This is a genomic window from Gluconacetobacter takamatsuzukensis (assembly GCF_014174275.1).
Classification (GTDB): Bacteria; Pseudomonadota; Alphaproteobacteria; order Acetobacterales; family Acetobacteraceae; genus Gluconacetobacter; species Gluconacetobacter takamatsuzukensis.
Map to the genome: position 1 here is coordinate 1 of NZ_JABEQK010000014.1, position 14,792 is coordinate 14,792.

A 14,792-nucleotide genomic window follows, 5' to 3' on the forward strand; every position below is an offset into this window, starting at 1 on the left:
GTGCTGGAGAGGTCGGACGGCAGGACGGTCCAGCTCGCGCCGCCATCGGTGGAATAGCGCCACGTGCCCTGGGTGGTCGCGTTGGCGGCATCGCCGGTGATGGCCATGCCGCCAATCGGGTCCGGCAGCGAATTCCGTGTCGGATAGGAGAAGACCGGCCCCAGCACCGATGTGACCGTGGCATGCGGTGCATTCGCCGCCGTCGTATCTTCCGATTCGGTCGGTGCCTGCGGGGCGCCCGTCATCGTCGGGGCGTCGTAGACCGGAATGGTCAGCACCACGCTGTCTGCGCTGATCGAGGCGGCATCCGTCGGTACCGTGCCGGCGATGGCCGTGCTGACATCGACACCCGTATAGACGGTCGTGCCGATATCGGACCCGTAGACCGGGGTCGTGCCCTTCATGAAGGATGGCGCTGCGTTGTTCGACTGGCCGCTGTTGTCGACGACATGGACCGTGAGGCCGCCGGGCTTGCCGCTGAAGCCCGCCACCGGCACGAATTGCAGTTGCGCCGTCGTCGGCAGCACCAGCGCGTTGGTGGCGGAAAGGTTGGACGGCAGGGCGGTCCAGTTCGCTCCGCCATCGGTGGAATAGTGCCACGTTCCCTGGGTCGCCGGGTCGGCGGCGTCGCCGGTGATGGCGATGCCCGCGAGCGTGTTGGCGGTCGAAAGGGTGGCATTGTCCGTCGCGTCCGAAAAGACGGATGTGAACAGCGAAGCCACCGTGCTGCCCGGTGCGGTCTCGGTCGTGCTGTTGACCGTTTCCGCCGGCATGACCGGGGTGCCGGTGATCGTCGGCGCATCGTTGACCGCCGCGACGTTCAGCGACACCGATTGCGCGTTGGCGGAATAGGCCGCCGACGGTGTGTTGGTGCCCTGGCCGAGGGACGCTGTCGGCAATGTCGTCACCGTGCCAGAGTGCACGGCATCTGACTGATCCCACGCGCGGAAGGTCAGCGCGTTGGAGATCGTACCGTTCCAGTTCGCGACCGTTGGCTGGAAATAGACCTGCGTCTGCGGTGTGACCGTCAGATCGAACGCGGACCCGGCGGGGATGGCGGGCATGGTCGCCCAATTCGTGCCGCCATCGGTCGAATAATACCAGGTGCCCTTGCTGGTATCGACGTTGGTGATGGCGATGCCGAGCGTGCCTGTCGCGCTGCCGTCATGGTCGTTGGCGAGGTCTGGATCCTGCACGTTCCGGGGGCCCGACGGATTGCTGTCGAAGCCGATCAGGGTGGCCAGAGACGTTCCCTGGACGCCGCTGACGGGTGTTGCCGCATCCTCGGACGACTGGATCGGGAGAAGCGTGGTTGTGGTCAGTACCGGCGAATCGTCGACTGCGGTGACAGAGACGGTGCCCGTGGTCGTGACCGGGGTGGCGACCCCGTTTTCGTACAGCGACATCGTGACATTGCGCGGCGTCGTTGTCGGCGTGTCCGAACTGTCGGCATAGGTGATCGCCCGCAACGCGGTCTGCCAGCTTGACAGCGGGGTGCCGACGGTCCCCGTCAGGGTCAGGGTATAGGTGTAGGCCGCGGAATCGTAACTGGTATTGCCCGTGTCAATGCTGATGCCCGACGGAAGGGTGGGGGCGGCCAGAACGTCCTCGGGCAGGGCATTCGTGACTTGGATGACGGCTTTCTGGATGCTGCCGGTGCCCTGCAGGGTCAGGCTGTTATCCAGATATGTCGGCAGGACCGGTGTGTTGTTGTTGGGCTCGGTGAACGCAGTGGTGAAGCCCGCCGGAGAGGCCGGAGGAATATCGACATAGGTCCACAATGGTGCACTGGTCTTTGCCCCGCCGGTGCCCTGATGGCCCGTGAGGCTGTTACCGCCCACGCTGGTCGTGTTGCCATCCGACAGCGTCGCGCCGATGGCGAGGTTGGACCAGCCGTCATTATTGGCGGCCGTGTATGTGTATGTCAGATTCTGGAGCAGGGTGGCGATGGACGCCGCCGTGGCATTGCCGCCGAATGTCACCTGCAAGATGCCGGTCGACAGCTTCGCCTGGTCGTAGGTGCCGATCTGCGTGCCGCCGACTGACACCGCACCGTTAGCGATGGTGGCATTTCCGGCGGCGCCGAATCCGTCCGTGGCGGAGGGCGAGGCCGTGGTCGGGGAACTGTAGCGCTGGACCGTCAGGACCGTGCCGGCATAGGCGTTGGCGGACACGATAGCGCCGTCGCCTACCAGGCGGTCGATCTCGGCATCGGAAACCGCGAGCGTGCCGGCATTGCCCAGGCTTATGGTCTGCCTGCCGTTCTGGTCGGTGATGGGCGTGGTTCCGCCCCAACCCGTGGTGGCGCCGGACACGGCCCATGTCGGCGCGGTGTCGGGCAGGGCGAACGACATGTCGACATGGGTCGCGACATGGCCGCCCGTGCTGTCGGGGGAAACCGTGGCCGTTGCGGCGGCTGTCGTGCCGTGCGGGTTATAGACCAGCGTCTCGCCCCCCGGCAGGCCCGACTGCCCGGCGGACGGCAGGGTGACGGTTGCCAATGTGGATGACGGCGTGGCCCCGTAGAATGGAATCAGGGTGGCGTAGGTGCCGTCGGCAGCGGTGAGCAGACCCGCGCCCGCGTTGAGCTGGCTCGATGTGTCGTAAGTGCCGTGGCCGTCCGCCTCGACAATCTTTACCTTGACATTGCCAAGGGCCGTATCTGTCGCTGAAGCATATGTGTTCGGGGTATAGCCCAGATCCTGCCAGACTTGGCCCGCAACATAGGCCAGGCCCGTCGTGACGCTTGCGGAATAATCATCGACTGCGGGATTGCCCGACCCGTCGCGGCTCTGGTCCACCGCGCCACTCGTGTTCGCGCCTGCTGCGACGTTCTGCAGCGACAGCCATGTGACCGTCGCCGTGGTCGCATCCGCGCCCAACTGGGAGGCCGGGAGTTGCACGTGATAGGTGATCGCCTCGCTCTGGCCGCCTTCGAGCGTGATCCTTCCCGTGACCGCGGAGGAACCGAGTTGGGGCGTGGAGGAGTTCTTCGTTCCGTCGACGTCGGGTGTCGGGTTCGACAGGGTCGCGGTTCCGTAAGGGCTCTCGCCTGACGCAAACGGATCGTTCAGCGTCACGCCGTAGGCCGTGACGGTGCTGGTGTTGGTCAGCGTATCGACATAGGTGACGGTATAGGTCCCCGTGCCCGCGTCGTACGTGATGCCCTGGACCGTCTTGGTCAGGGTGACTTGCGGTTCGACCACCGTCTGGGTGACTGACGGGGTGGTGACGGGCTGGGATGCGGTTGCATCGGTCGAAACGCTCAGCGTTTCGCCAATAAGCTGGTTGCCAGCCTTGTTGCTGGCGTCGTTGTTGACCCATGCATTCACATCGACGACGACGTAGATCGCTGAGCCGTACGTTCCGACGCTGCTGGGGTTGTCCTGGCCGGCATTGTCGGTCACGGTGCCCAGATTGATGGTCAGCTTGCCGTCCGCATAGGAAATCTGGTCTGCCGACAGGGGCAGACCCTGCGTGGCAGCCGTGGTCTGGGCCGCACTCAGGCCACCTATGGTCTGCACGGTGGAGGATTTGGAACTTCCTGTCCCCAGCAGGCTTTCCAGCGTCGTGGACGTCATTTGGCCGTCGGGGCTGACCAGCAGGATCTTGACGTTGGAATTCGCAGCCGTGGCAGACATATCCACGGTCAGGTTGGACGGCACGTCGAATGTCAGCGTGACATTGCCGTTGGACCCTTCCGGGAGGGTCGCGATGCCGCGAAGGGTTACATAATCGCCCGGGACCACGTTGATCGCCGATCCGGTACGGGCCAGGCTGAGTGGTTGGCCCGAAACCAGGGTCGTGTCATTGGCTTCGCCGACGATCGACAGACTTGTCGCGGTCGGGGCGCCGACCGCGACAAGCGCGTCGTGAGCCGTGGCGGTCTGTACTTCCGGCGCCGTATACGACGTGCCACCCGGACCATTCGGAACGGAATTGGACGTGACGGTATCTTCAACCTTGGCCGTGGTGGTGGCGGGCTGGTTGGATGCGATCTTGCCGATGATCTGATAGGTCAGCGCGTGTTCCGCGCCCGGGGCCAGACCGGTGGTGCCCAGATACTGTTTGATTGCGCTATTGAGTCCCGCCGTATCGAGACCGGACTGCCCGTTGAAGGAATAGGAGACACCCTGGAGGACAGTCGGGGTGTCGTTCGTCGGATTGACGGTGACGTCGTAGGCGTGGACCAGGCCGGTATTGGTGATTGTGGCGGTATAAGTTACCGTCTCGCCACTATAGGCAGCTTTCTGATTGTCCAGGGTCGAGGCGATCTGCTCGCTCAGGCTCGGTTCCTGCTCGATGGCCTGCACGGGGGTGGCGGCCAGGGAGCGGGATGCGCCTGTGCCGTCAGGCGTATAGTTCAGTGCCGCCGTCAGGGGCTGGTCCGTGCCGACGCTGTCCATGCCATTGGTGTAATTGGCCGTATAGGTCAGGGTCAGCGCCTTCGGGGTGCCGTTCGTGTTGGTATTGGTGACCGAGGACCCCAGATCGAAGACCAGGGTGGTGGTGCCGTCGCCGTTGGATGTGGGCGTGGGACTCGCCACCGAGTAGCCGGGCACCGACTGGCTGCCGGGAACATACGTCACCCCCTTGGGCAGCGTGACCGTGATCGAGACATCGCCCGCGTTGGTCAGTGTGCCTTGGGGCACCTGAACCGTTATCGTCGTCTGGCGCTGTTCGCCGGCCACGACGGTATTGCTGCCGTGATCGGCCCCGGCCGCATCCATTCCGTTGTAATTCTGCTCGACGGTCGTGCCGTCTTCGAGACGAATGGATGACGGGCCGAGCGATTGGGTGATCGATGGCGCTATGGTCGTGATGTCGGCGCCGTCGCCGAGATCGGACGTCTGGGTGCGGCTGGTGACGAACCCGCTGGTGCTGGTGCCGGCCGCCGCGGCGTCTGCCGTGTTCCAGAAATTGACGATTTTCGCGCTGGGGGACAGCGTGGTGTCGATGGCGGTGGCCGGTAGCGTCAAGTCATAGGTGACGGTCAGGACCTGGCCGGCTGCCAGGCTGGACTCGGTCGCCGAGGCGGGAATCTTCAATCCGGCAGCCGTGAAATAGGCGGTGCTGTCGCTGAGCGGGACGGCGGAGCCGTCGGGATAGGTGATCTGGAAATTCCTGACATCGCCGGGCGCGAAACCGGCCGGAAGGGTACCGGCGATCGTCAGGCCGTACATGGTCGCCGAACCGGAATTCTGCACCGATGTCGCGATACGCACCGTATCGCCGGCATTCGCCTGGCTGGCATCCAGATCCTCGATCGCGCCGAGGGTCTGGTCGGGTGAGGTGGGGGTTGGCTGTGTCTTGAAAATATTGCCGGTGGAACCGGCGGCCGAGAAGATCGCGGTGGGGTCGGCCGAACCGGTGTAGGAAACGGTGTCGGCGTGACTGTCGGGGGTCATGACCGAGACGATGCCAGTCTTCAGTTCCGCCATCGGTTCGGCCACCGTCGACTGGGTGATGACCGAAGTCTGCTGCGTGTCGTGGGTGGGGTCCGAACCATAGACGAACGTGGATTGTTCCTGACTGGTCATGGTCAGGCCGTCGGCGAAGGGGGCGTCGGTGGCCCTGAGCGTGAACAGGACCGTCACCGTCTTGCCGGTTTCGGACATGGTATTATTACTGAGCAGTGCGAAATCCACACTGTTCGCCGCAGAATTTACCGCCGCCGTCGAGGCGATCGTCACGTCCGTCGCAGCGGACGCGGGTGTGGTGTCCAGTATATAGGTTCCGGCCTGATTGGCGGCGTTGCCGATATATGTCCCGCGCGTCTGGCCGGTCGCCTGGGTGAACTGGGTGGTCGTGGCCGAACCGGATGCCGTGGGGTCTGCCGTGTTGACCAGCGGCAACGGCAGATAGGAGGCCAGGTCCAACCCGTCGAACGTGTTGGACGTCAGGTTGTAGGTGGCCTGATACGTGACGTAGTCGCCGGCCTTGATGGGATTGGCGGCCGCGCCCGTATCGCCGTTGATGGCGACGACCTGCAGGGAGGGGCCGCCCTGGGCCACCGCCAGGGTCGTGCCCGATGTGTCGCCGGCTGTTTCGGACAGCGATTGTCCCGAGGAGGGGTCGAGCAGATCCACGCTTGCGTTGACGGAAGACGTCAGCTGGTTGCCTTCGGTCACCGGCAGGCTCGTGACCAAGAAGGTCTCGCTGGCCTGCGAACCGTAGGTCAGGGAGGCGCTGCTGCCGGCCCGCATGGCCGGGAGGTCCTGTGCCGCCAGCATCTGCGCGATATCGAACGTGGCCGTCGTGACGCCGGTCGACGAATTCCGGGTGTAGGACCAATAGGAGCCGGTGCTGCCGCCGGCGTTCCCCAGCGACAGGTTCTGGTGAAGGTCGCCATTGATGTCGGTGTAGGAAAAGAGGGGAACCGTCGTGCCCAGGATCGTCTGCCCGTCGCTGAGTGTTGCGGCCAGATTCAGATTGTTCGAGGCATAGAAATCGGAATTCTCGATCGCGATCGTATGCGTGATCACATCGTCCGGCATGACCTTTCCGCCGCCGGTCTCGTCGGTCGCGCTTTCCTGGATCGCGAAGGCCTTGGCGTCGAACGCGGTGTCGGCGGATGTGACGGTCGCGCCGAAGGTCTTGGTGTAGCCCTTGTCGAAGGAACCCGTCGGGGGCGTCCAGGTAACGCTGGCGTAGCTCTCGGTGGGGGCGGCGATCGTCGTGGGATCGACGACGCTGCCCGGTTCGAGGACCGGATTGTCCGATGCATCGGTCCTGTCGACATAGACGGGTATGTCGATCGTCAATGGCGCGCCGGTGGCCCACATGGCGTTGGTCAAGGCCAGATTCAGCGTGCCGCCCGGCTTGCCGGGGGTGCCGGTGAAGGTGGGAGTGACGGTCTGGCCCCCGATATCAACGGTGCCGCCTTTGAAGATCACCTGCTCCGGCAGGGCGATGGTGACGGTTCCGCCGCTGATCGGGTTGCCGTTGGTGATCGGCGCTGCCGTGAGGGTCAACTGGTAATGCTGGACATAGTCGGGGCCGGTCGGGCTTTCGTCCTCGCCCACCGCGGTCTGGATCTGCGATGTCACGTCCAGCAGGTCCAGCGAGGTGCCGGCCGTCTGGAAACTGCTTGCGATCGGGGTCGATCCGGTGGGCGAGTCGCCCAGCGCATAGCCGCCCGCCGCGGCGATGTTTACCAGCCCGCCATCGCTGCTCAGCCGGCTGACGATCGACTCATTGCTGGTGTCGGTGAGGAAGGTTGCCTGGATTGTAATGGGCGGCTGGCCGGGGGTGTAGCTGCCGAACGGCAGTTGGGCGACATACATCGTGTCGCCCACCGCAAAGCCGGTGGGGGCTGCGACCCATGTACCGGTCAGCGGATTGGTCGCCCCGATGGTGTTGCCGGGGCCCGTCGTCAGGAGTGCCATCTTGTAAGGCAGGTTCGTCGAGCCGCTGCCGTTGACCATGGAAAGGCCGCCTGATTCCAGCGGCGTGTATTGCTTGGAATTGGTCGGTGCGAACAGTTCGACATACGGCGTGTAGCCGGGGCTGCCGCCGCTGTTTTTGAAGGTGATGGTGTCGGTGAAGGTTCCGCCCAGCAGTGCGCTGGCCTGCCCCGAAAGCGCCACGTCCGCCACCGGCCCGTCCAGCGCGTAATCGTAGTTTGCCTCGGCCTGCGTCGAGAACGGGCTGGCGACCTGCGCCTGGTCCATGCCCGCCGTCTGTTCCAGCGTCCAGTTGCCGCCCAGGGTGGCGAGGCCGGTCCTGTCAGTCGAGGCCGCGATGTCGGCGCCCGTCAGCGTATGCAGGTCGTCGACCAGCGCCCTTCCGTCCACGCCCGCGCCGACATCGCAGCCCCAGAACAGGATCTGGCCGCCGGGTGCCAGGGCGTCGCCCCATCCGGTGACCTGCCGGCTGTCGGCCGCGACAGTGGCCTCGCTGATGGTGCTGTTACCCAGTTCGGCCGCGCCGGGCTGGCCATAGGTGAGGAAATTGACCGATTGCAGGTCCTGCTGGTGCGCCAGGACGCGCGAGACCACATCCATGCCGTTGCGGTCGGGCGATATGACGACGACGCCCACATTGTCGGGCAGGGAGGCCGTCAGTTCCTTCCAGTCCGCGACACGGGAATCCACGAAGACGATCGCGGTCAGCGACCCGGCGGCGGCGCCGTCGGCCAGGGTGGCGGCCTGGCGGTCGTCGGTATGGCCGGGTTCGGGGCGCGATATGCCGGCGGCCGGCGGGGCGTCGGCCACGGCCTCGATCGCGTCGGCGACAGCCGTTCCCTCGTGCGCGTCGATCCCGCCATGGTGCGCATGGTGGTGCGCCACATGTGCGATACTACCGTCGAAGAGATAGCGTTGTTCCAAGATCAGACGCATCGGGCCGCCCTAAATAAAAAATGCCTCGTGAGGAAAAAAATCGCCGAACACGACGAGACATCACGTGCATTGTCCCAAATAAGGCAGGATTATCAGGGGGCGCAATCCTGCGTGCCGGGGTTTTTCGAAATTTCTCGTATTGTAACAATTGGCCATTGACTAAATAATGGAAAGGCCCTTTAAGGTCGAATTTAGCCATCGGGACGGTGTTTATCATCGGAGTCGGCTATAGAAATGCGGGCCGCTTTTGCAGCCTGAATGCTGCAACCGCTTGTTTTGAAATTCGGATACAATGCACCACTACGTCGAACGCGCGAGACGGCTTCCGGTTGTGTCCCTTACCGTTTCCGCCCTTCTCGCGCTTACGGCTTGCGGGGTCCGCCCCAAGCCCATGTCCCTGCAGGAGCACATTGCCCGTGCGGACGCGGACCAGGCCGCCATCACGGCGGGCTATGTTCCGCTGAAAGGCGGGCTGAGCCTGGGGACGGCCATCGCCCGCGCCCTCAAATACAATTACGACGCGCAGGTCGCGAAGCTGGAAGCCAGCCAGCAGGAAAAGCAGATCGACCTGGCCCTGATGCAGATGCTGCCGCACCTGGCGGCCGATGCCGGCTATTCGCATCGCAGCAACAACAATGCGGCGGAAAGCATCGACTGGTTCAGCAACGAGCGTTCGCTGGATTATTCATATTCCGAACAGGCCAGCCACGGCACGGGAGATATCAGTTTCTCGTGGAATGTCATGGATGCGGGCATCAGCTATTTCAGCGCGCGCCAGCAATCCTATCGCGCGCTGATCGCGGTCGAACGCCGGCGCCGGGCCATCAATGACCTGGTGAAGGCGGTCACCACCAGCTATTGGGAAGCGGTGGCCGCGCAGGTCATGCTGCCCCGCCTGGACCCGATCATCAAGGACGCGGAAGACATGCTGGCGGCGTCGCACGACGCGGCAAACGCCCATCTGCAATCGCCCCTGACATTGCTGGACTACCAGCAATATATCATCCAGCTCCTGGGCGACCTGCGCCGTATCCGCGACGAACTGGTGAGCGCCCGGATACAGCTTGCCTCGCTGATCGATATTCCGCAGGACAGCGTCCTGACATTGACGACGCTGCCGCAGGATGTGCGGCCGATCGCGTCGCTGGACAATGCCGCGCTGGAGCGCATGGGCCTTGTCATGCGGCCCGAACTGCGGATGGAAGTCTATCAGCAGAAGATCGACCGGCAGGACGTCTATAAGGAAATCCTGAAGATGATGCCGGGCATCGGTGCCATCGGGAACGGAAATTTCGATTCCAACAGCCTGCTGGTTCATAACATCTGGGGGCAGATCGGCGTTCGCGGTACCATCAACCTGATGAACATGGTGCAGGGGCCGCGGGCCATCGCCATGGCCAAGAGCAATGTGAAGCTGTCGGAAGCACGCAGGCTGGCACTGAGTATTTCGGTACTGACACAGGTCAATCTGAGCGCGCAGCGCTATCGCACCGCGCTGGACGGGCTGAAGACCGCGCGTGAGATCAACGATGTCAGCCTGCAGATGGAGCGGCTGGCGGATGTTGCCTCATCCGCCGGCGCGCAATCCAAGGCCGATCGGATACGGCACCAGATGGCGGCGCTGCTGGGGCAGCTGGCCTATAGCCGCAACCTGGCGCAGACGCATCAGGCGCTGGCCAATATCTATGCCTCGGTCGGTGTCGATCTGGTGCCGGCGAACTCCGACATGCAGGATCTGGACCGCCTGACCGTGCAGGTCGAACATTCGATCGCGGGTTGGGAGGCCGGCCAGTTGCCGAACCTGGCGCTGCCTGAAACCGCCTCGGCAGCCGCCGGGGCCGTCCCTGTCGCCAATGCCCGCCCGCCCGCGCCGTCCGGCCAGCCCGTTGCCTCGGCTGCGGCGCCGGCCAGCGCCGGATAAGGGGCGATCGGAAATCGGACGTGCTGCACCGGCTGCATTCCAGGCTGGCGGTATCGTCCTGTTTCCGTAATGGAAATCATATCACAATGCGTTTCGCTGTTGTTTTGTCGTCTCTCCTGTTGACGGGCTTGCCCGGTGCGGCCGCCTTGGCAGCCGATATGCCGCCGGTGGATCCCGCCAGGCGCGTGACTGCGCCCGTGCCTGCGCCGATGCAACCTGTCGTGCCAGCGCAGCCCGCCGGGGCGGCACAACCCTCCGCGCCGTTGCATTCCGCCGTGGAATTGCAATCGCCGGTCGGGGCGGCTGCCGTCGCGTCCGCCTCGCCCTTGGGGACGCAGTCGGCGGCCCATAGGCCCGCCATACAGATTTCAACGCCCGTCAGTGCGCAGATCAGCGCGACCATGTCGGGGCAGTTGACCGAATTTCCGTTTCGGGACGGCGATCGGTTTCGTGCCGGCGATGTTCTGGCACGGTTCCAGTGCGGCCAGCAGAAGGCGACACTGGCCCACGCACGGGCCGAATATGTCAAGCGCAAGGGCCTGCTGGAGGTCCAGAACCGCATGAAGGCGCTCGGCCAGTGGAGCGTGTCCGACCTGCGGTCGGCATCGGCGGATGTCGATGCGGCCGAGGCGGACCTGGAAATGGGGACGGCGGTGGTGGCGCAATGCACGATCGTCGCCCCGTTCAATGGCCGGGTTTCCAACGTTCTTGTCCATAACTACCAGTATCTGTCCCCGGGGACGCCGATGCTGGACATTCTGGACGATTCGTCGCTGGAACTGTCGATGATCGTTTCGTCGATGGAATTGCAGCAATTGCGGCCGGGCACGCCCTACAAGGTCTGGATTCATGAGACCGACCATACCTATGACGCAGTGGTGACGCGCCTGTCTGGCAAGGTCGATCCGGTCAGCAAGACCATCAAGGTCTATGGGCAACTGGTGCGGCCGGAGCCGGATCTTCTGCCGGGCATGACCGGCGATGCCATCCTGACGAACTGACCCGCATCGATGTCCCAAGTCCCCCCGCGTGACATCGCGGGCCGAGATGTCCGTCAGGCCGATCTGCTGCTGTTTTCGGGCATCCTGGAACTGTGCGAGCGGATCAGGACCTGTCCGCGCGACGAACTGGATTTCGTGCTCGTCAACGAAACGCGGGAACTGATTCCGTATCAGCAGGCGGCCCTTTACGCACAGGCGACGCATGCCGTGACGGCGGTATCGGGCGTTGCGGTGTTCGAACGATCCGCGCCCTATGTCCGCTGGATCGGCAGCGTGTTCGCCGCCGTTGCACGGCAGGAGAGCGGCGTGCGTGATGGCAGCGCGGCGGCCCCGGTGCGTGCGTTGACGGCTGCCGACCTGCCGGAGGAGATCGGCGCGGCGTGGGGAAGCTGGCTGGGGGGGCATGCGCTGCTGGTGCAACTGGGCTCGCGCCACGGCCCGCTCGGGAAGTGGTTGCTGGCGCGGGCCGAACCGTGGACCGCGCGCGAGGCCCGGCTGCTGGCCCTTGTCGGTGGGGCCTATGCCGAGGCGCGGCAACTGGCCGACCTGCCGCACCGGCCCCCGGCACGCCATCGCGCGCGGCGCTGGGTCCTGGCCGGCGCCGCGCTGGTCGCGGCCGTCGCGCTTTATCCTGTCCGGTCCTGGGTGCTGGCGCCGGCCGAAGTGGTGGCCGCCGACCCGGCCTATATCCGCGCACCCTTTGCCGGGATCGTGCGGCAGATCGATGCCCCGCCGAATGGGCCGGTGCAGGCCGGCGCGGTGGTGGTGGAACTGGAACGCGCGCAGCTGGAAAGCCAGTACCAGGTTGCCAGCAAGGCATGGCAGGTCGCCCGGACCGAATATGACGAGGCGGCGCAGGCCGGCATGTCGGACCAGAAGGCGCGGGCCCAGGCCGAGCAGTTGCGCGGGCGCATCGATGAGGAGGCGGCCCAGATGCGCTATCAGGACGAGCTGTTGCGCAAGGCCTCGATCCCGGCGCCGATGAGCGGGCTGGCGCTGTACAACGACCCGTCGGAATGGATTGGGCGGCCGGTCGAGGCCGGCGAGCGCATCCTGATGGTCGCGCCTGCCTTGTCCCGGCGCATCGAAATCCGGCTGCCTGTGACCGAGATCGGGCATTTCGACCCCGGATCGACCGTCCGGTTCTTCGATAACGTGCGGCCCGACCGGCCGAACGAGGGGCACCTGGTCTTTGCATCCTACGGCAGCAGCGCCACGACGGCCGGCATCCTGGCCTACACGCTGCGGGCCGACATGCGGGCCGACATGCGCCTGGGGCTGAAAGGCACCGCGCGCATTTACGGACCCCGGCACGTCCTGATCCTGTGGGCGTTGCGCAAGCCGTTGAGCATCGTCCGGCAATGGCTTTCGTTTTGAGTGCTGATGGCGGCGGCGCGAGCCCCGCTGCGCCATCCGTGCCGCCGCCCGCCTGGCCGCCCCTGCGGGACGACCTGGAATTGCTGCGCGGCCCGGTCTTCGCCGGTGCCCCGACCTGGACGTTGTACGACCCGGCGCGGCATCGCTATATCCGGCTGGGCTGGGTCGAGATGGAAATTCTCCAGCGCTGGCATATGGCCGATGTGCAGGCGATCATCGCCGACATCGCGTTGACGACGACCCTGCGGCCCACGGTGCAGGACGTGAACGACATGCTGCTGTTCGCGCGGCAGGCGGAATTGGTCGCGCCCGGCCAGCGCGGCGACAGCCTGCGGCTGGCGCAACGCGCGCGGCGGCCGGGTGCCCTGACGTGGCTGCTGCATCATTATCTTTTCTTCAGGATTCGGCTCTGCAATCCGGATCGGCTTCTGGCGTGGGCGACCCCGCATCTGCGCTGGATATTCACGCGCGGGTTCTGCGTGGGGGCGGGCCTGTTCGCCTTGACCGGCCTGATGCTGATCGCGCAGCAATGGGCGACGTTCGCCCAGGGGTTCGCGCGGCTGATGACGCCCGAAGGGGCGTTCGGCATTGCCTGTGCGCTGGTGCTGAGCAAGATCCTGCATGAATGCGGGCACGGTATCGCCGCCCGGCATTTCGGCTGCCGCGTGCCGTCGATGGGGGTGGCGTTTCTGGTTCTCTGGCCGGTCCTGTGGACGGATACCACCGATGCGTGGCGCCTGACGCGGACACGGGACCGGCTGGTCATCGACTGCGCCGGCATGGTGGCGGAGACGCTGCTGGCAGCCTGTGCCTCGATCGTGTGGAGCGTGCTGCCGGACGGGCCGCTGCGCGACGGGGCGTTCACGCTGGGCAGTTCGACATGGATCCTGACGCTGTCGGTCAATCTCAGCCCGCTGATGCGCTTCGACGGCTATTATATCCTGTCCGACCTTCTCGGGGTGCCAAACCTTCAGGAACGGGCCTTCGCCTGGACGCGATGGCGCACCCGGCGCCTGCTGTTCGGTGGTGACGCGCCGCCGCCGGAGGCGTTTTCCCGCAAGCAGGGCGGGTTGTTGCTGGGTTATAGTGTCGCGACGTGGTTCTACCGGTTCTTTCTGTTCACCGGGATTGCACTGGTGGTCTATCACGCGGTGTTCCGGGCTTTGGGCGCCGTGCTGATGGGCATCGAACTGTGGGTGTTCCTCGCCCGGCCCATCCTGCGCGAAGCGGTGGAGTGGGTACGGCAGATTCGATCGAACCATAGGCATTGGCGGGCGCAGGGAACGGCGCTGGCCGTGATGGCGGTGCTGATCCTGCTGTTGGTCCCGTGGCGGACGCACCTGCATGCGCCGGCCATCCTGCGCGCGGCCGAGCAGGCCGAGCTTTATACCGACGATGCCGGGGTGGTGACCGCGCCGCCGGTCGACGGCATGGAGATGACGAGAGGGCAGGTCGTCGCCATCCTGCGTTCGCCCGGACTGGAGCATGATGTCGCGGTCGGGCAGGCGCGGCTGGTCTCGCTGAATGCCAGTCTGGCGGGGCGCGATTTCGATCCGACGCAGACATCGGCCCTGAATGACACGATCGACCAGATCGCGCAGCAGACCGCCGAACTGGACCATCTGCAGGCATCCATGCGGCTGCTGACGGTGCATGCGCCCTTTTCCGGCCGGCTGGTGGATGTTCCCCCCGATATCCGGGCCGGCGACACGCTGCGTCGCCATGAACGGATCGGCACCCTTGTTACCGACACGCGCGCCGTTATCGAGGTCTATGTCGACGAGGCCGATATCGACGGGCTGCACATCGGCGCCCGCGCGTGGTTCCAGGCGCCGGGGGCGGACGGAGGGGTGACCGATGCCCGGGTGAGATCGATTTCGCCGGCCTCGATCGGGCATCTGGATTCGCCGGAAGCCGCGTCGGTCTATGGCGGGCATATCCAGGCGCGCAAGGACGATAACGGGCAATTGGTGCCCGACGGTGCGGTCTATCGTGTCATTCTGGAGCCGGAGCAGGGGGGTGGGTCCATTCCTCCGCGCCAGCCCGGCATTGCCGTTATCCAGAGCCGGCCGATGTCGCTGCTGGCGCGCGTGTATCGCAGGACGGTTGCGCTGCTGATGGGGGAAGCGGGTTTCTGAGGTGTCCGGCCCG

Annotated in this window: 6 protein-coding genes; 4 read left to right on the forward strand and 2 right to left on the reverse strand. The window is 65.2% G+C overall.

Annotation, left to right across the window (positions count from 1 at the left end; translation table 11 throughout):
* Positions 1 to 8,342 (reverse strand): DUF4347 domain-containing protein (locus HLH27_RS14915; protein ID WP_182950842.1); only part of this gene is annotated, 8,342 nt, incomplete at its 3' end.
* A 391-nt stretch (positions 8,343 to 8,733) separates the two neighbouring features.
* Here HLH27_RS14915 and HLH27_RS14920 point away from each other — a divergent pair.
* On the forward strand, positions 8,734 to 10,263 hold the full coding sequence (locus HLH27_RS14920; protein ID WP_246375931.1) for a TolC family protein: 1,530 nt from the start codon (positions 8,734 to 8,736) through the stop codon (positions 10,261 to 10,263).
* 76 nt (positions 10,264 to 10,339) lie between these two features.
* On the opposite strand, the gene HLH27_RS17130 is transcribed toward HLH27_RS14920, so the two are convergent.
* The gene (locus tag HLH27_RS17130; protein ID WP_246375932.1) at positions 10,340 to 10,666 is read right to left on the reverse strand and encodes a hypothetical protein; all 327 of its coding nucleotides are present in this window, start codon (positions 10,664 to 10,666) and stop codon (positions 10,340 to 10,342) included.
* On the opposite strand from HLH27_RS17130, the gene HLH27_RS14925 reads away from it, so the two are divergent.
* Genes HLH27_RS14925 through HLH27_RS14935 form a run of 3 tightly spaced genes read left to right on the forward strand, consistent with a single transcriptional unit; the run spans position 10,665 to position 14,779 of the window.
* Positions 10,665 to 11,264, forward strand: coding sequence for an efflux RND transporter periplasmic adaptor subunit (locus HLH27_RS14925; RefSeq protein WP_246375933.1), 600 nt, complete (start codon positions 10,665 to 10,667; stop codon positions 11,262 to 11,264). The two genes, HLH27_RS17130 and HLH27_RS14925, sit on opposite strands and share 2 nt — an antisense overlap.
* Before the next feature lie 9 nt (positions 11,265 to 11,273).
* Positions 11,274 to 12,641, forward strand: coding sequence for an efflux RND transporter periplasmic adaptor subunit (locus tag HLH27_RS14930; RefSeq protein ID WP_182950844.1), 1,368 nt, complete (start codon positions 11,274 to 11,276; stop codon positions 12,639 to 12,641).
* Complete coding sequence (locus tag HLH27_RS14935; RefSeq protein ID WP_182950845.1) at positions 12,626 to 14,779, forward strand: HlyD family efflux transporter periplasmic adaptor subunit; 2,154 nt, start codon at positions 12,626 to 12,628, stop codon at positions 14,777 to 14,779. Before HLH27_RS14930 ends, HLH27_RS14935 begins: the two co-directional genes overlap by 16 nt.
* Positions 14,780 to 14,792: the final 13 nt, after the last annotated feature.